The sequence below is a fragment of the Pseudomonas batumici genome (assembly GCF_000820515.1).
Classification (GTDB): domain Bacteria; phylum Pseudomonadota; class Gammaproteobacteria; order Pseudomonadales; family Pseudomonadaceae; genus Aquipseudomonas; species Aquipseudomonas batumici.
Window position 1 is genome coordinate 77172 of record NZ_JXDG01000054.1, and the last position, 17575, is coordinate 94746.

Annotated in this window: 11 protein-coding genes; 6 read left to right on the top strand and 5 right to left on the bottom strand. The window is 62.5% G+C overall.

All coding sequences use genetic code 11. From position 1 onward, the window contains the following. Positions 1 to 137: 137 nt before the first annotated feature. A complete protein-coding gene (locus UCMB321_RS20000; RefSeq protein WP_040070160.1) occupies positions 138 to 620 on the bottom strand; it encodes a hypothetical protein in 483 nt (160 codons plus the stop codon). A gap of 290 nt (positions 621 to 910) precedes the next feature. After that, positions 911 to 1135, bottom strand: coding sequence for a hypothetical protein (locus UCMB321_RS20005; RefSeq protein ID WP_040070161.1), 225 nt, complete (start codon positions 1133 to 1135; stop codon positions 911 to 913). A 1184-nt stretch (positions 1136 to 2319) separates the two neighbouring features. On the opposite strand from UCMB321_RS20005, the gene UCMB321_RS20010 reads away from it, so the two are divergent. After that, complete coding sequence (locus UCMB321_RS20010) at positions 2320 to 3684, top strand: DNA recombination protein RmuC (RefSeq protein ID WP_167337452.1); 1365 nt, start codon at positions 2320 to 2322, stop codon at positions 3682 to 3684. Between the two features lie 148 nt (positions 3685 to 3832). On the opposite strand, the gene UCMB321_RS20015 is transcribed toward UCMB321_RS20010, so the two are convergent. Both UCMB321_RS20015 and UCMB321_RS20020 read right to left on the bottom strand, forming a co-directional pair. Beyond that, positions 3833 to 7303 carry a hybrid sensor histidine kinase/response regulator gene (locus tag UCMB321_RS20015; RefSeq protein WP_040070163.1) on the bottom strand — a complete coding sequence of 1157 codons (3471 nt, stop codon included), beginning with the start codon at positions 7301 to 7303 and terminating at the stop codon, positions 3833 to 3835. 235 nt (positions 7304 to 7538) lie between these two features. Then, positions 7539 to 8081 carry a TetR/AcrR family transcriptional regulator gene (locus UCMB321_RS20020; protein WP_040070164.1) on the bottom strand — a complete coding sequence of 181 codons (543 nt, stop codon included), beginning with the start codon at positions 8079 to 8081 and terminating at the stop codon, positions 7539 to 7541. A 90-nt stretch (positions 8082 to 8171) separates the two neighbouring features. On the opposite strand from UCMB321_RS20020, the gene UCMB321_RS20025 reads away from it, so the two are divergent. Together UCMB321_RS20025 and UCMB321_RS20030 are read left to right on the top strand one after the other, a co-directional pair. Continuing rightward, complete coding sequence (locus UCMB321_RS20025) at positions 8172 to 9368, top strand: MFS transporter (protein WP_040070165.1); 1197 nt, start codon at positions 8172 to 8174, stop codon at positions 9366 to 9368. 90 nt (positions 9369 to 9458) lie between these two features. Then, positions 9459 to 10199, top strand: a complete 741-nt coding sequence (locus tag UCMB321_RS20030; RefSeq protein ID WP_157016014.1) for a hypothetical protein — start codon at positions 9459 to 9461, stop codon at positions 10197 to 10199. On the opposite strand, the gene UCMB321_RS20035 is transcribed toward UCMB321_RS20030, so the two are convergent. Then, positions 10166 to 11128 (bottom strand): GlxA family transcriptional regulator, encoded by a 963-nt coding sequence (locus UCMB321_RS20035; RefSeq protein ID WP_040070166.1) that lies wholly within the window; start codon positions 11126 to 11128, stop codon positions 10166 to 10168. The genes UCMB321_RS20030 and UCMB321_RS20035 overlap by 34 nt on opposite strands. A gap of 124 nt (positions 11129 to 11252) precedes the next feature. On the opposite strand from UCMB321_RS20035, the gene UCMB321_RS20040 reads away from it, so the two are divergent. The 3 genes from UCMB321_RS20040 to UCMB321_RS20050 all read left to right on the top strand — a co-directional run bounded on the left by UCMB321_RS20040 (position 11253) and on the right by UCMB321_RS20050 (position 17507). Then, positions 11253 to 11879, top strand: coding sequence for a cysteine hydrolase family protein (locus UCMB321_RS20040; protein WP_040070167.1), 627 nt, complete (start codon positions 11253 to 11255; stop codon positions 11877 to 11879). Next, positions 11876 to 12187 carry a cupin gene (locus UCMB321_RS20045; RefSeq protein WP_040070168.1) on the top strand — a complete coding sequence of 104 codons (312 nt, stop codon included), beginning with the start codon at positions 11876 to 11878 and terminating at the stop codon, positions 12185 to 12187. Before UCMB321_RS20040 ends, UCMB321_RS20045 begins: the two co-directional genes overlap by 4 nt. Positions 12188 to 12650: 463 nt before the next feature. Further along, positions 12651 to 17507 carry a Tc toxin subunit A gene (locus tag UCMB321_RS20050; protein ID WP_040070169.1) on the top strand — a complete coding sequence of 1619 codons (4857 nt, stop codon included), beginning with the start codon at positions 12651 to 12653 and terminating at the stop codon, positions 17505 to 17507. Positions 17508 to 17575 lie beyond the last annotated feature (68 nt).

Here is a 17575-nt window from a genome sequence, read left to right on the forward strand (position 1 = left end):
AACTCCGTGTGATCACCGAGGCGAAAACTACCAACATTTTCGCGTCGGCGCTATAGGCTGTATCGCAGGAGATAGAGCGGTTTTGTAGGACAATCCGACCAGAATCGGTAGGTTTTTTCAGATACTGTTCCTTTGCTCTAGCAAGCGATCGGAGTGACTGATGGGTCACAGCTTTGCCAGGCTCGAGTGAAATCTCTCAGGCGTCCTTGTGGGTGGAAAATCTGTCGCCAGATCCGCGCCATACCGAGCAGATCGTCGATGGCGGGCAGGTGAGGGTGGTGTTCTTCCACCAGCAACCAGGCGATGGCGGTGGCGTAGCGCAGGTTCACGGCAAGTTCGAGGTTCGGGTTGCTGAAAAAAGCGTGCTGGCTGGCCAGGCCGCGAACCAGGCTGGCCAATTCCGGGTCCGTGGCCAGGTAACGGTCCCAGAGCGCGGCATGGCGACTTTCGTCGATGCAATACAGGCCGTGTCCACGGCGATCATGCAGGGCCGAGCCCAGGTCCGACTGGCTGGCGGCGATGCCCAGCAGCAGGGCTTCGGCGCTCGGGCTGTGGCGGCCCAGGTACATCAGGGTCGGACGAATCACATAAAGGCGCAGTTCCCTGGCGGCGATACCCATGACACCCTCGATGCTCCTGCCGTGTGATCGGCGATTTTTATTGGTCGGCGTGGCCTGGCCCCTGGCAGCGATGGAGGCGTTCAGGCCCGCCGGAAGCGGCCCGGGCCGCTTGAGTTGAAGTGTAGTGTCATATCTTCGCTGTAAAGGACTGTTTTTAAAATATTTAAGCCATGAGCATGCGGCTTATATATTTATTCGTACTTAGCTATACAGCCAAAATCGCGAAACTTCAGGCAATAAAAAGCCCGGCGATAAGTGCCGGGCTTTTGAGTTACTGCTTGTTTCGAGCTTCAGGCAACCAGGGCCTGGCGCGTGCGTTCGATCACTGCCTGCAGCGGTTCGGCGCTGGAATACTGGTCTGGATACAGGCGTTCGCTGTGACGAGCGATACCGTGTTCGTTGACCAGCGTGAAGCTGAAACTGCCTTTGCGAGCGGCCATGATCAGGCAGTTCATCGGTGCGAAGGCGTTGGTGAGGGTGCGAATAGCATCCTGGGTCTGGATTTGAGTCGACATAATTATTAGGTGTCCCTGCAAATGACACGGAATCTGATCCGTGTAACGTTAAAACGTTCCAGTAGCGTCGAACCACAATGGGGCGGACGAAGAACCTGACTGGAACAAAGCAGCCAGTTTGCAGCGCATGAGATTAAGTGGCGCTTGGGCTGGCAGGTAGGTACTCAGGAGGGCAGGCAATCACGGCAAGGGCAAAGGTTCTGGGCCCGGGGTGAAGATCCTGATCAATCTTGCAGGTTGGTTCGGTCAGAGTAACAACATTCGGCAGCGGCCTTTCAAAAGGCTGTGCTGGGAAAGATTTACCTGGAAACCATCGAGGGGTCGATCCCTTTTTCGAGCGACTGATCCATTCGGAGCGTGCTTGTGGGGATATGTTCGACCGGAATTGACTTTCAGCTTGGTACTAACGGCGCGGATACTATCGCATTGAAACGGATAAGGGAAGGGTACTGGCGAAAAATATCCATCGGGGACGCTGCCTTCGGTCGAAGCCGGATCTCGTCGACAGGGAGCGGCGGACCCTCCGCTCGCCGGGGCGGACGGACCGGTGCCAGGGCGGGTGAAAAGGGTGGGTTGCCCCTGCCTGTGCAAAAACGGTGCGTCGATATAACCGTTATCGCACTACTTGTGCACAATTACGGTACGGCTTGTCACCTGACTGTCACCTGGGCAATCTGTCGCTCGAATGCCTGTATCGCCCATACAAGTCAATGAAAAATATCGTCTTTTTTTATTGGTGAAAAAATCGACAGTTTGACTGCGAGCCCCGTTCCATGCGGCTTTGCGAGGGTTGGAGAGGGGTTGTCCACTGAGTTATCCACAGCTTCTGTGGATTGTCCCAAGCGCTTGCTCTAGCCCGGGCATGCGGCGTTTTTTCGACTTTACCCGTGCGAAAAAGAGCGTAGAGTGGCGCGCCCCGCGATCTGGCGTGCAGTGCCACATGAAACTTCGGTCAGTTGCCTTGCTTGCATCCGTATCCGACAGGATTTCTCCTCGCCTCGAGCTGTCCGTCGCCGATCACCTTCGTTACCCTTGATTCTTTACCACCTGTTGGCTGCTTGGGAGTTCTTATGGCGTTGGATCTGACCAGTCTCTTGCTGGGTTTGGCGGGCGCGGCGCTGCCGCTGCTGGCGCTGGCCTGGCAGTTGCAACGCCGGGCAAGTGCCGCCCAGGTCGAACTGGGGCTGCTGGACGAGCGCTTGAGCAGTGCCCGCCTGGGGTTGGACGGTGTCAACGCGCAGCTGGACGCCTGCCGCGACGAGGTCAGCGACCTGAGTCAGGCCAATACCGTCAAGCAGGCGGAGCTGGCTGCGTTGCGCCGGGAAGTCGAATTGCTGCAGATCGAGCGCGACAACGCCCGCGACGCCGCCCACGCCTGGAACCTGGAGCGTGCGCAGAAGGAGGTCGAACTACGCCGGCTGGATGCCCAGGCGGCGTCCTTGGGCGCCGAGCTGCGCGAACAGCAGGACAGCCATCAGCAGCGCCTGAACGACCTGCAGGGTTCGCGGGACGAATTGCGTGCCCAGTTTGCCGAACTGGCCGGGAAGATCTTCGACGAGCGCGAGGCGCGTTTTGCCGAAAACAGCCAGCAACGCCTCGGACAATTGCTCGACCCGTTGAAAGAACGCATCCAGTCCTTCGAAAAACGCGTGGAAGAAAGTTATCAACAAGAAGCCCGTGAACGCTTCTCCCTGGGCAAGGAACTGGAGCGTCTGCAGCAGTTGAACCTGCGTCTGAGCGATGAGGCGACCAACCTGACCCGGGCGCTCAAGGGCCAGAAGACCCAGGGTAACTGGGGCGAGTTGATCCTCGAGCGGGTGCTTGAGCATGCCGGGCTGGAAAAGGGCCGCGAGTACCAGACCCAGGTCAGTCTGAAGGGGCCGGACGGCGAGCGTTTCCAGCCGGATGTGCTGATCCTGCTGCCCGGTGACAAGCAGGTGGTGGTGGACTCCAAGGTCAGCCTGACCGCCTATCAACACTACGTGGGCGCCGCCGACGAGGTGATCGGCCAGGCGGCGCTCAAGCAGCATGTGCTGTCGCTGCGCAATCACGTCAAGGGGCTGTCCGACAAGGACTACAAACGCCTGGAGGGTTTGCACAGCCTGGATTTCGTCTTGCTGTTCGTGCCCATCGAGGCGGCGTTTTCGGCGGCCCTGCAGGCCGAGCCGAACCTGTTCCAGGAAGCCTTCGACCGCAATATCGTGATTGTCAGCCCGACCACCTTGCTCGCCACCTTGCGGGTGATCGACAGCCTCTGGAAGCAGGAGCGGCAGAGCCAGAACGCCCGGGAAATCGCCGAGCGGGCCGGCTGGCTGTACGACAAGTTCGTGCTGTTCATCCAGGACCTGGACGAGGTGGGCAATCGCCTCCAGCAACTGGACAAGGCCTACGCCGCCGCGCGGAACAAGCTGACCGAGGGGCGTGGCAACCTGATCAGCCGCAGCGAACAACTCAAGTTGCTGGGGGCGCGGGCGAGCAAGAGCCTGCCGGCGGAGCTGCTGGAGCGGGCGATGACCGACGAGGACGGCGTGGTGCAACTGCCGGACTGATCTTAAGGCGAACATTGGTCCCTGTAGGAGCAGCCGGTCGACGCTCGATTGCTCGCGATGGTAGTCAGGACACCGCGGGGTATCAGGTGCCTAGCGTCATCGTTGACGTCCATCGCGAGCAAGCTCGCTCCTACAGTGAACCGGTCTTTCAGAGGGGCAGATGCCGGCTCAACAAGGCCCGCAATGCCGCCGGCTTCACCGGCTTGGCCAGGTACTCCAATCCTGCCCCATGCACCTGCGCGACGGTCTCCGGGCGCAGGTCGGCGCTGATGACCACCCCGGGCAGCGGCTCCGCCAGGCGCGTGCGCATCCAGGTCATCAGGCCGGTACCGGTCTCGCCGTCATCCAGGTGATAGTCCACCAGCGCCAGTTGCGGGCGCAGGCCGCCATCGAGCAACGTGGCGCATTCCTCGCGATTGCGCGCGGTCGATACCCGGCAGCCCCAGCGGGTCAGCAGGCTATGCATGCCGATCAGGATACTGTCCTCGTTATCCACGCATAACACCTGCGCACCGCTCAGTGCCTGGCCGTTGACCGGTGCGCGCTCGCCGGCCGCGCTTGCCTGCTGGCGGGCCAGCGGCACGCTGACGCTGAAGACACTGCCGCGCCCGGGCCAGGAGCGCACTTGCAGGCGATGCCCCAGCACCCGGCACAGCCCGTCGGCAATCGCCAGGCCCAGGCCCAGGCCCTTTTCGGCACGGGTCTGGTGGCTGTCCAGGCGTTTGAACTCTTCGAAAATCACCTGGCGCTTGTCCTCGGGAATGCCCGGCCCGCGGTCCCAGACCTCCAGCGACAGTTGCCCTCCCTGGCGCCGTACCCCGAGCAGGACCGGACCCTTGGCGTAGCGGAAGGCATTGGTCAGGAAGTTCTGCAGGATCCGGCGCAACAGCTTGATGTCGCTGTTCACCGGCAGGCGACTGCCGCGGACCCGGAAGCTCATGCCCTGTTCCTGGGCCAGGGCCTTGAACTCCGCCCCCAGGGTGTCGAACAGCTCGTTGAGGACAAAGGGCTGCGGATGGGGCGTGATCTTGCCGTTTTCCAGACGCGAAATGTCCAGCAGGTCGCTGATCAGGTCTTCGGCCGAGCGCAGCGAGCTGTCCAGGTGCTGGACCAGTTGCCGGGCGTCCCGGGACAGGCTGTCGTCCTGGTGGGAGAGGGCGGCGGAGAACAGCCGGGCGGCATTCAGCGGCTGCATCAGGTCATGGCTGACCGCCGCCAGGAAACGGGTCTTGGACTGGTTGGCGGCTTCCGCCGTGCCCTTGGCCTCGGTCAGGGCGACGTTCAGTTGCGACAGTTCGTGGGTCCGTTCGGCGACGCGCTGCTCCAGCCCCTCGTTGGCCTCGGTGAGGGCCTGTTCGGCCTCGCGGAACGCGGTGATGTCGGTGAAACTCATGACGAAACCGCCACCGGGCATCGGGTTGCCGATCAGTTCGATCACCCGTCCGTTGGGGAACAGGCGCTCCGAGGTATGCGCGCGGCCCTGGCGCATCCAGTGCAGGCGCCGCGCGACATGCACTTCGGCCTCGCCGGGGCCGAGCAGGCCACGTTCGGCGTTGTAGCGAATGATATCGGCAATCGGCCGGCCGACGCTGATCAGGCCGTCCGGGAAGTTGAACAGTTCCAGGTAGCGACGGTTCCAGGCCACCAGCTTCAACGACTGGTCGACCACGCTGATGCCCTGGGTGATGTTTTCGATGGCGCCCTGCAGCAGGGCCCGGTTGAACTGCAGCACTTCGGAGGCTTCGTCGGCGATGCGCACCACGTCTTCGAGCTGCATTTCCCGCCCTTCGATGGCGGCTCTCACCACCGCCCGGGTCGAGGAGGCCCCGAGTACCCCGGCCAGCAGGCGTTCGGTGTGGGCGATCCAGTCGCTGTCGGCGTTCTGGTTCGGGTTGAAAGCCTTGCCCTGGCGATAGGCGAAGCGGATAAAGCTCTGCTGCGCGCGCTCCTCGCCGACAAAGCGTGCGGCGAGGGTCAGCAGGTCTTCGATCTGCACCGCCAGCAGCGAACGGCCGCCGGGGCGGGCGTGGAGTTCCTGGCCGATGAAGCGTCCGGCCTGCCAGTGCTCGGAGACCCGCGTGCGCGACAGCACCGAGACCCAGGCGAACAAGGTGAAGTTGCCCGCCAGGGACAGCACCACGCCTTGGGTCAGGGGGCTGATCGGCAGGTTCAGCGGGTTGGCATGCAGCCACGCCAGGCCAGGGAAGCTGTTCAGCGACCAGCCCAGGCTGTGGGCGGTGATCGGCAGGACCAGGGTGTAGAACCAGAGGAAGGTGCCCCCGGCGATCCCGGCAAATACACCGCGCCGGTTGGCCTGTTTCCAGTACAGCGCGCCGAGCATGGCCGGCGCCAGTTGGGTCACGGCGGCGAAGGCGATCTGGCCGATGGTCGCCAGGCTCGCGTTCGAGCCCAGCAGGCGGTAGCTGACGTAGGCCAGCAGGAGGATGGCGACGATGCTGACCCGGCGCACCGAGAGCATCCAGTGGCGGAAGACTTCGAACGGTCGCTCGGAGTTCTGCCGACGCAGCAACCAGGGCAGCAGCATGTCGTTGGAGACCATGGTCGACAGCGCGACGCTGGCGACGATCACCATGCCGGTGGCTGCCGAGGCACCGCCGATAAAGGCCAGCAAGGCCAGCGCCGGATGGGCCTGGGCCAGGGGCAGGCTGATGACGTAGGAATCGCGTAATACGTCCGTGGGCAACATCATGCGCCCGGCCAGGGCGATGGGCACCACGAACAGCGCCGCCAGGATCAGGTAGGCGGGGAACACCCACTTGGCCAGGCGCAGGTCCTGCGGCTCGATGTTCTCCACCACGGTGACATGGAACTGCCGGGGCAGGCAGATGATCGCCATCATCGCCACGCCGGTCTGCACCACCATGGACGGCCAGTTGACCGTTTCCTCCCAGTATTGCGCCAGCAGCGCCGAGGTGCGGGCCTGGTCGAACAGGTCGTCGAAACCGTCATACAGGCCGTAGGTGATGAAGGCCCCGACGGCGAGAAAGGCCAACAGCTTGACCAGCGATTCGAAGGCGATCGCCAGCACCATGCCCCGGTGGTGTTCGGTGGCGTCGAGGTTGCGGGTACCGAAGACGATGGTGAACAGCGCCAGGATCAGCGACACCACCAGCGCCGTGTCCTGGGCCCGCACGCCCATGGCATCGGCGCCGGCGCCGATCAGCAGGTTGACGCCGAGGACGATGGCCTTGAGTTGCAGGGCGATATACGGCAGCACGCCGACCAGGCAGATCAGCGCCACCACCACCGCCAGGGTCTGCGACTTGCCATAGCGGGCGGCGATGAAGTCGGCGATGGAGGTGATGTTTTCCTGTTTGCTGATCAGCACCATCTTTTGCAGGACCCAGGGCGCGCACACCAGCAACAGCACGGGGCCCAGGTAGATCGGCAGGAATGCCCAGAGCTGGTCGGCGGCCTGGCCGACCGCGCCGAAGAAGGTCCAGCTGGTGCAATAGACGGCCAGGGACAGGCTGTACACCCAGGCCCGCATGCGCGGCGGCAGGGGCGCGCTGCGGCGGTCGCCATAAAAGGCGATGGCGAACATGATGGCCATATAGGCCAGGGCGACGGCGGCGATCAGCCCGCTGGACAGTGACATGGAAACTCCGGGCAAAAGACATTCCCAGGGCAGTCCGGCCCTGGCACTACAGTCTCGCACGATGGCCGGGCGGCGTCAGTGTCGACCAAGGTCGCAGCCCTGCTCGGGGCACTGGGCATGACGATACCGTTCCATTGGCTGGAACATTGTAGGAGCCGGCTTGCTGGCGATGAGGCCCTTGAGCCCTGCGGTGACTACCCGGACGCCATCGCCAGCAAGCCGGCTCCCACAAGGTCTACGCAGAGGCGAGTGCCAGGTCTATCTGCCGGTGTAAGGCTTCGACACTCAACGCCTTGTCCGAGAACAGCACGCGGAACACCGTCGGCGCGACGATCAGGTCGAGCAGGTGCTCGACGCCGGGCTGCGTTTCATCCGGGTAGCGATCGAGAATACTCTGCAACTGCCCGCCGAGGATGGTCGTGCAATAGCCGGTGGTGGCGCGGCATTGCACATCACGCATCATCTGCCGACCCGGTTCCGAGCTGATTTCATCCAGGTACTGTTCGGCCCAGGCCTGCAGGTCGCCGCGCAGGCTGCCGGTGTTGGCCGGTTCGGCCTCCGGGCGCATGCGGGCAAACGCCACATCCGCCAGCAACGCCGCCAGGTCGCCCCAGCGCCGATAGATGGTCGAGGGCGTGACGCCGGCCCGCGCCGCAATCTGCGGGACGGTCAGGCTCGCGCGGTCCTGCTCTTCGAGAAGCGCACGGACGGCCTGATGAATCGATTCCTGCACCCGGGCGCTGCGACCACCCGGACGTACACTTTCTTTGATCGCCATGCCAAAACCTTAACACAAAGAATTTGCTTTAAGCGAAAAGCCGTAGCACACTCCGCAAAAGCAAAATTTTAGCTTTTATGGAGTATGCTCATGTCCAATAGCGTCGAAACGCCGGTTTCCAACCGTGCCAGCCTGGTGTTCCTGTCGATCACCTTGTTGACCTTTCTGGCCGCCTCCAGCGCGCCGACGCCCTTGTACCACCTGTACCAGGAAACCCTGCAGTTTTCCGCGGCAACCCTGACGCTGATCTTCGGGGTGTATGCCCTGAGTCTGCTGGCAGCGCTGCTGACGGTCGGTTCGCTGTCCGACCACCTGGGCCGCAGGCCGGTGATCTTTGCCGCGCTGCTGTTGGATATCGGCGCGATGCTGTTGTTCATCCTGGCCGACAGCGCCGCGTTGCTGATCGCCGCGCGGGCGCTGCAAGGCTTTGCCACCGGCATGGCCACCAGCGTACTGGGTGCGACCCTGCTGGACAACGACAACCGCAAGGGACCGCTGATCAACAGTCTTGCCCCCCTGCTGGGGATGGCCTGCGGTGGTCTCGGTTCCGGGCTGCTGGTGGAGTTCGCGCCTCACCCGATGCAGTTGGTCTACTGGATTCTGTTCGGCCTGCTGGTGCTGCAGGCGCTGTTTGTCTGGCGCCTGCCGGAAACGGTCAGTGCGCAGCCGGGCGCCCTGGCGTCGTTGCGCCCGACCCTGCATGTGCCGCCGCAAGCGCGTCGGGCCCTGTGGCTGTCGTTGCCGGTGGACGTCGCGGTCTGGGCCGTGGGCGGTTTCTACCTGTCGCTCGCGCCTTCGCTGGTACGGGCCGCCACCGGCTCGACCTCCAACCTGATCGGCGGCGTCCTGGTGGCGGTGCTGACCCTCAGTGGGGCGCTGGCCATCTTCACTTTGCGCAACCGTCCTGGGGAAAGAGTCCTGCGCCTGGGGGCCGCTTTGCTGGCGACCGGTGTCAGCCTGATCCTGCTGGCCGTGCACAGCGCCAGTCTGCCGCTGTTTCTCTTCGCGACCCTGGTGGCGGGCAGCGGTTTCGGTTCGGGCTTCCTCGGCGCCTTGCGCAGCGTGCTGCCGCTGGCCTTGCCCCATGAGCGGGCGGGGCTGATGGCGGCCTTTTATGTGTTGAGCTACCTGGCGTTCTGCCTGCCGGCGTTGCTGGCGGGTAACCTGAGCCACCATTTTGGTCTGATCGCGACGACGGATGGCTATGCCGCGATGTTGATCGGGCTGTCCCTGGGGGCCTTGCTGATGTTGTCGTGGCGCCGTCCGGCGCGGGACCTGGTGGTCTGAGCCGGTGGTCCGGCTGATCGGTTATTGCAAGATCGAAGGTGGGGGCGCTGGTCAGACTGAGGCCTTTTAGCGGAATGACCACGGCGCGCCATGACGATTCCCCCACGCCCCGGCACCCGGACGCCATCGCCGGCGTCCGCCCAGTTGGCCTTGCAGCTCCAGTCCGCCGACCTGACGCAAATGCTCAGCCTGTTGCAGGAGGTGGCCTGGCAACCGTTGTCTGCCCAGGCACGCTTGTTCCTGCAGCCCGAGAGCCTGTTCGGCTTGCATCAATTGCTCTCCCATGTGCTGCCCTCGCGGCGGATGCTACCCCAGGGGGCGGTGCCCATGGCGTTTGCCCTGCGGACCCTCAGGCAGGCGATGTTGCAAGAGCCCGATCCGCGGCGTCGGGTCGAGCTGGCCCATGACTGCGTCGATGCGCTGCTGCTCAGGACCCAGGGGGTGTGGATCGGCAAGCGCATTGCCCAGTTGCATGGCCTGGAGGCCATGGATGTCGCGACCCAGGGGTTTATCGAACTGATCCAGGCCTGTGCGGCGATTCTCCGCGATCATGCATTCGTCATGGCGCGCCTGGGCATCGGTGCCGGTTGGTTCGGTGGCGAAACCGGGGTCGCCGCGAAATTGGGCAAGGCCGCCACCTATGGCTCCGGCGGACACATCAACCGGGCGCGTTTTGCGATTTTGCGCAGTGCGCTGGTGCGCGGCGATGAAATCAAGCGACCGGTGCGGGGTGCGGAGCCCGTGCTGGATGCCGGCTGGCTCCTGCAGGGACAGTGTCCGGCATTCGCTGACGGGCATCAGGCTTGGCGCCCGACAAACTGTGCCCGATAAGCCGACGGCGAAATCCGTAGCGAGGCGTTGAAATGCTGGCGCAACGACAGGGCGCTGCCGAAGCCTGCCTCCAGGGCAATGGCCTCAATACTCTGGTCGCTGCTTTCCAGCAGACGCTGGGCATGACTCAGGCGTTGCCCCAGCAGCCACTGGCCAACGGTGGTCCCGGTCAGTTGCCGAAAGTGCCGGGTGAATGAGCGACGACTCATCGCTGTCCGGTCCGCCAGCTCATCCAGGGAATGGTTCCGGGTGAAGTTTCGCCCGAGCCATTGCAACAGTTGCCCTATGCGATCCTGCTCGGCGGCCATGGGCAGCGGTCGCTCGATGAATTGCGCCTGTCCACCTGAGCGATGGGGTGCGACCACCAGTCGCCGGGCCACCTTGTGCGTGACCTCGGCACCGCACAGTTGCTGCATCAGGTACAGGCAGCAATCCAGGCCGGCGGCGGTGCCGGCCGAGGTCAGCAAGTGATCGGATTCGGCATACAGCACGTCGGCATCCAGCAGCACCCGCGGGTAGCGGCGGGCGAAGGCCGCGGCCCAGTGCCAGTGGGTGGTGGCCTTGCGTCCGTCCAGCAGCCCGGCTTCGGCGAGGACAAAAGCCCCCAGGCACAGGCCGACGATGCGCGTGCCTCGGTGGTATGCCTGGCGTAGCGCTTCCAGCAACGGCTCGGGTGGCCGCTCTTCGGTGTCGCGCCAGGACGGCATGATGATCACGTCGGCCTGGTCCAGGGCCTCAAGACCATGGCGAACCTGGATATCGAAACCTGCGGAGGTACTCAGTGGGCTTGGCTCGAATCCGCAGACCTTGAGGGAGAAGCGCGGCATCTCGATGCCTTTGCGCTGCTCATCGAATACCAGTGTCGGCACGGACAAATGAAAAGGGCTGATGCCGTTGAAGGCGATCACGGCGATATGGATCGTGCTCATCTGCTGTGGACTCAGGGCAGCGGTTTGGCCTGATCTTATCGAAGATTGTCCTTCGGGCCACTTATTGATTTGCAGGCGGCGGGCAATCATGAGGCCTCAAGCGTTTTCACCCAGGAGCCAGACCATGTCCCAGTCACCACGCCGTGCGTTGATCGTCATCGATGTGCAGAACGAATATGTTACGGGCAACCTGCTGATCGAATACCCGCCGGTGAGTGAGTCGCTGGCCAATATCGGCAGGGCCATCGATGCGGCGAACGCCGCGGGGATTCCGGTGGTGGTCGTGCAAAACGACAGTCCGGTGGGGGCGTCGCTGTTCGCGATCGGCTCGCCGGGCTGGGAGTTGCATACGGTGGTCAGTTCACGGCCATACGATCATCTTATCCACAAGGCATTGCCCAGTGCCTTTGTCGGAACCGACCTGGCGCAATGGCTGGAGGCGCGCCGGATCGACACCCTGAGCGTGGTGGGCTACATGACCCACAACTGCGATGCCTCGACGATCTTCGAAGCCACCCATCGGGGCCTGGCGGTCGAGTTTCTCAGCGATGCCACCGGCTCCCTGCCGTATGCCAATGAGGCGGGGCAAGCCAGTGCCGAGGAGATCCATCGGGTCTTCAGCGTGGTCTTCCACACGCGCTTTGCCGCCGTGGTCAGCACCGCGCGTTGGCAGTCCGCCGTGGAGGAGGGCGTGGCCTTGTCCCGTTCTTCGATCCCGGCATCCAATCAACAGGCGGTGCAACGGCCATGACCATTATCCGCAGCCGTGACTTTACTGGCGGCCGTCCCTGGGCGGCGCTGGACATCGCCAGCATGAATGGCATCGGCACCCGCTTGCACTGGACCGACCAGCCCTATATCTGGCACATCAATGAGGGGCAGGAGGTGTTTGTGGTGCTCGGTGGCCGGGTGCGCATGCGCTATCGCAAGGACGGGGTCGAGCAGGCCGTGGTGCTGGCGGTCGGCGACATCTTTTACGCTGAAATCGGCTGTGAGCACCTGGCCGAACCTTTGGGCGAGGCGCGGGTGCTAGTGGTTGAGGCCGTGGGCAGCCTCTAACTGTTATCGATAAAGTATCGCAGTTAGAGACGCTCCTTTCGGAGGAGGCGCCTGTTTTCGGAGTGAGGATCACTTCGGCATGTTCGGTAGCGTCGGGTGGGGGGCATGGGCGATTTCGGTCCATTCCCCATTTTTTACAGTTGCTGGAAGCAAAAACCTGTGCTTACCTCATTCCAGGTTCGCCATTGATTTCAAGCCGAATGGATGACGACCCGTGTTGGACTCCAAGCGCGAGTCCGGACAAGTGTTCACAGGTAAGGCCCATCGTAAGCAGGCGGATAGCATTGATCGCTGGCAAGGCGCAGCTGTTCGCCGTGAGGTGGGTTTCAGTTTTACTGGGTAGTTTCGCGCGCAGGCTGTGGGTCTAGAAGTCTTTCTTCGGAGAACTTTGATGCCACTTGATCCTCGCTCGTCTACCAGTTCCCATTCGTCAGCTTCCTGGGCTCCGTTGGCGACAAGCATAATGTCGCAGTTGAACCCGTCCGGAAGCGAAATCATCAATGCCATTGTTATGCAGGCGGGCTCGATCCTGGAGCTTGCGCGGGAGCACCCTCAGCGATGGGTTGCGCAGGGCCTGCGCATGGGGCCCGCGCAGGAGCTGCACGAGCGTGCGGTGAGCGCGGCGATATGGATTGCGCGGCAGTATCGCGAGCGTGAGCTCAGAGGCGTGGATCGCCTGACCTATGATGTGCGCTGCGGTTTTGCCTCACTCACGGATGGGCCGCGTTATGACATGGAGTTTGACGAAGACTGGTCGAACATGGCCCGTCCGAATGCCATCGAGGCAAGAACTTCACCCGTGGCCTATCTGGTCAGTCTTTACAAAAAGGCACTCTCCCTGGAGGGCGCAGGAGGCGAGGGCAACCGCTTTCATTTGGCGGTTCGGCGGCCGGATATTGCCGCCGAACTGATCGATTCCGCGGCGATGACGCAGGAATGTTCGGTGTTATTGCTGTCGACGAAGATTCTGGAAGCCTCGCTTCTCGACGCTGGGCAGCTATCGGATCCCGACGCCGTTGAGGCGGACAGGGTCCTGGCAAGAGCGCGTTATCCGCTGAGCATGCCGTACGAGCATTGGGTTGAACAGCTTCAAGTGATCCTGTCGCTTTTTGACTCCTCTGTTTCGGCGTTTGGCGAACTGGCGCGGGCAACCGATCCGGATTTTCATTACTTTGCCTTTTCAGGCATGCAGACAGATCGCGGCGACGATACCTTCCTTCTGAGTTTGCCGATTGGACCGGCGCGTCGGGAACTGCTCCTGGAAGCGCTGTTCAACGGCGCCCGACCAGGCAACGAAGAGGAGATGGCGAACTTTTACTGGACGACGTATCGGGTCTATTCCAGGACGGCTTTGGAAGACAGCGCGCAATTCTGCACGCGCGTCGGGATAACGCGGGACGCGCTTCCCGGGTTGTTTGCCGTCAGGGAAGACGCGCCGGTTTTGTCCACGCACGTGTCGCCGGCGGCGGTTTCCCTGCAGGAGCCCGGCCCCCATGATTTTGGCGCGGTTTACATCAACGGTGCGCGATCACCGGCCATTGATCTGGAGGCGTTGCCTGACACGCACCCCGCCCCACTGAAAAAGGACGCGGAAACCGTTCCGGTTGAGCCGCCTGTTCAGCTTCGGAACCTGACGGATGAACGGGCGGATCGCATCCACCGGCTTATCCGGCTCAGCCGGTGGCTCGGGACCTCTTTTCGAGAGATGGATCAACTGATTGTCGCCGCCCATCACGCCGAGAAAGAAAGCGGAGCGCCACAAATCACCCGTAATACGCTGAAAGCACTTGGGGTCTTTTGCGAAGTGCGGCAGCGTTATGGGGTCATCGCGGAGGATTTTGCCGCCTGGCTCGACAAGGTATCGATTTTTGGCGCCGGAGAGCTGGCCGCCCAATATGACCGTATTTTTGTCAACCATGGGCTTTTGGGCGCCCCCCTGGTTCTGGACGATTCGCCGTTCAGCGCGCGGATCGAAGACAACATGGATGATCACGGGCGGGAAACCGTCCAGGCGATTTGTGCGAGCCTTGGCCTGGATACGTCCGAGTTCACCTATATGGCGCGGGTTGTCGCCAGTAGCTACGACCCGCCGGAACTCAAACGTAACCTGGAGGTCTTGTCCTCCTTTTATCGCATTGTCAGCATCGCCCGTTATTTGGAAGTGCCTCCTACGATCCTGATCGGGCTTGTGCAGACACTCGGCCAATCGGGGCCGATTCTGAAGCAGATTGCGGGCATCCCTTCGGTCGATGCGCTGCCCACGCTGGGCGCCACGGACTTTTCCGCGGCGTTGATGGCGGTTGTCGATTGCGTGCAATGGTGCCGGGAAAAAGGCATCGATCTGGCGTGGTTCGTGCGAGCCATGCGCTCAAACACGACCGTTCCCGTGGCCAGTGACAGTGAACGGCAATTGGTCGCCAGTCTGCATACGATGCTGGGAAGCCTGCGCATCACCAATGAAGTCCTGGAGCAGGCAGGTGTTCCCGCGGCGTTGAATGTCATGGCGACGACAGTCGGCATTGATTGGGTTTCAGTGCTGACGGACGTTATCGATGCCCAGGGCATTGTACTTGACGGTGTCTCGGGCTCGGACACGGATTACGCGACGAGCGTTCGCAATATCGTCGCCGATGTGGTGGAGAGGATCGCCCAAGGCGGGGATCCTCTCGCCATGGATGACCAGGGTGAGGCGGACACGCTTAAAAACACCGTGGTGGAATCCGTGACGGCGGTCATTCTGCGGATGCGGGCTTCGCAGCGGGCGCTGGTCGAAGAGCATTTAGCCACCTACCTGGCGATTTCGTCCGATCTTGTCCTGCCTCTCATCGAGTGGGCCGATCAGAGCGTTTACGACATCTTGCGCTGGGTGTGGGAGACCCAAGGCGTGGTGACCCCCGCAGAGTCGTTGCGCGCGATGGCCTTGCAGATGTTGAGCTCATCCGATCCGGTGGCACGGCGTTTTCGTGCCACGGTCCGTTATCAGGAAGAGTTCCTCATGGAGGGGGACGACGGCTTTGAAGATTGGAGCAATGTTGACGTCATGCTCCAGAAGCTGGGGAGCCTGTATCGCCTGGCCGATGTTGTTCGCCAGTTCGAGTTGGATGGCGAAATGCTGAGCCGCCATGCGGCCAACAAGCGGCAGCTGGAAGGCTCGCCCGATGCCCCCGACTCATTCGGATTTGCCCCAGGCCTGGACGCCACCGGCGCGATTGCGCTGACCACGCTCTATCACCTGCAAACCTATCGCGATGTCACCTCGCGAATGGAAGCGTCCCCATCGGCATTGATGGACTATTTGTCCCTGGTCAACGATCCGCAGGCCTTTGACCCTGATCTTGTCGCCGAGAGCGAGGATTATGCCCGCCTGATGCAGGATGCGGCCGCCGTCAAGGTCGCGGAAATGTTGGGCATCAGTGCGCGCGAGGTGCTTGAGGCCGCGCGTTTTATTGCACCGACGGGGGTGATTACGCAACTGAGCCAATTCAATGGCCTTATCCGCATGCTGGAAATGGCTCGCACGAGCGAGCTGAGCATTCTGGCTCTGCATGAACTGGGCGGATTGCCGGTGTCGGCCAATACGGAAGACTATCGCAACGCCGTGCAATACGCGCTTGGCAGCCTCTATGCCGGTCGGCTTCAACTGGGCGGTTCCGGCAATGCCCCCGAGGTCGGCCAGGCGACAACGAGTGAGGTTTCGGTCGACCGCACGCGCCTGGTTGCCAACGCGCTGAGCTTGGACCCGCAGAAGGCGCAGGCGCTGTATCGCCTGCTGGTGCGGGACTTGAGCGGCAAGCCGCTGGTCAATATCCGCGTGCGTTGGTCGTTGACCGGCCCCGGGGCTCTGGATGCGGATATATCCCATACGGATGCGGACGGTGTGGTCGAAGTCACGCTGACATCGAGTGCCGAGATGGGCATCACCACGGTTTTTGCAACCATCGGGCTCGACCAGCGTATTGCCATGCCGGCGGTGACGATCGACTGCGACGAGGAAACGCTGAGCTTGCGTCAGCCGAAGCCGGATGGGGAGGTTGCAGCCAAACTGGCCGGTCGTCGTGAGTCTTTCGAATTGTCCGTTATCCTGCGCGACGGTTATGGGAACTGGGGGCGTAACCGGCGTGTGCGCTGGAGCGTGATCGAGGGGCCTGGTCAGTTCAAGAAGGATACGACGATTGCCGATGAAAACGGCGTCGCCCGTGCCGAGCTTTACAGCAACGAGGTCGGGGTCACGAAAGTCCGGGCAACCCTGGGCGCCGGTCTGGAGCTTGAAGGGTTTGCAACGTTTCGCTTCATCGACGCACCCTTTATCGATAAGAACCTCTACAGGCTGCGTTTCAAGGGGCCGAATGTCGTGGGGCAGGGCGTCAGCGTCGCCTGCCGCGTTCTCTCCCTGAGCGGAGCGGGCAAACCGGCGGAACGCATCGACTGGAGCGTGCAATTCGCCGATGGGTCGCAGTATGAATCTGACGCGCCAGTTGCTTCCGATTCTGACGGATACGCAGTGCTTGAGTTGCCTGCGTCGGTGGTGAAGGAAGGCGCCATGACGGTCCGCGCAACCCTGTTGCCGTCACAGGGCGGAGACGAGAGAGCGGAGTTCTTCGAACAAGTCATGACCATTCTGCCCGTGCCGAGGCTCGCCGCGGCGTCGCCCGCCACTGTGTCGGTGATTGCCCAGGCCGGCGAAGTGGTGCATGTGCGGGTGCGGGTGGAAGCCGAGGTCGAGACAGACACCGGGCCGATGTTGCAGGGGGTTGGCGAATACCCCGTGCAATGGACCACGGGTGGCGCCGGGAGCGACGAGGAGACGCGAACCGACTCCGACGGCCTGACGGTGTTTGCCGTGCCGATTGATCGGGTGGGCGCCTATACCCTGTCGGCGACGCTGAATGCCCCCGCGGGGCAGGCAGTGACATTCACGGTGAATGTCCTGGCAGAGCCGAACTGGCGGTTCACCTTGACGCCGATCGATTCGCAGGCGACCGAAGGCGAGCAGGATTCGCTGACGTTTATCGTCGGCAGGAAATACACCCTGACCCTCGACGATACGTCCGATGCCAGCAGTACGACAGGACGCGAGATCGCCCTGACCTGGAGTGGCGTCAACCCCGTCGGCCAGGGGCTGGTGGCCAATCCGAGCTTCTTGCAGATGCGTCCGTTGCCTGAGGGCGGACGCTTGAGCTGGCAAATCGAGTGCAGGCAACTGCCGGATCCCAGGGCGGTGTTTTCGATCGGCGCGACACTGCAAGGCGTCAAGTACAGCCAGATCCTGCGAACGAAAATCCAATTGGATGAGCCGTCGTTCCGACGACCGGGACGCTGAGTACCGCTGTCACGGCAATGGTTTTTCTACGTATTTCAGACGTACAACGATTCCTCCATGCCGATCTC

Excerpts from the sequence above, each read along its gene's own strand:
- UCMB321_RS20000 (WP_040070160.1), bottom strand. The coding sequence starts at position 620 with ATGGGTATCGCCGCCAGGGAACTGCGCCTTTATGTGATTCGTCCGACC.
- UCMB321_RS20005 (WP_040070161.1), bottom strand. The coding sequence starts at position 1,135 with ATGTCGACTCAAATCCAGACCCAGGATGCTATTCGCACCCTCACCAAC.
- UCMB321_RS20015 (WP_040070163.1), bottom strand. The coding sequence starts at position 7,303 with ATGTCACTGTCCAGCGGGCTGATCGCCGCCGTCGCCCTGGCCTATATG.
- UCMB321_RS20020 (WP_040070164.1), bottom strand. The coding sequence starts at position 8,081 with ATGGCGATCAAAGAAAGTGTACGTCCGGGTGGTCGCAGCGCCCGGGTG.
- UCMB321_RS20025 (WP_040070165.1), top strand. The coding sequence starts at position 8,172 with ATGTCCAATAGCGTCGAAACGCCGGTTTCCAACCGTGCCAGCCTGGTG.
- UCMB321_RS20030 (WP_157016014.1), top strand. The coding sequence starts at position 9,459 with ATGACGATTCCCCCACGCCCCGGCACCCGGACGCCATCGCCGGCGTCC.
- UCMB321_RS20035 (WP_040070166.1), bottom strand. The coding sequence starts at position 11,128 with ATGAGCACGATCCATATCGCCGTGATCGCCTTCAACGGCATCAGCCCT.
- UCMB321_RS20040 (WP_040070167.1), top strand. The coding sequence starts at position 11,253 with ATGTCCCAGTCACCACGCCGTGCGTTGATCGTCATCGATGTGCAGAAC.
- UCMB321_RS20045 (WP_040070168.1), top strand. The coding sequence starts at position 11,876 with ATGACCATTATCCGCAGCCGTGACTTTACTGGCGGCCGTCCCTGGGCG.
- UCMB321_RS20050 (WP_040070169.1), top strand. The coding sequence starts at position 12,651 with ATGTCGCAGTTGAACCCGTCCGGAAGCGAAATCATCAATGCCATTGTT.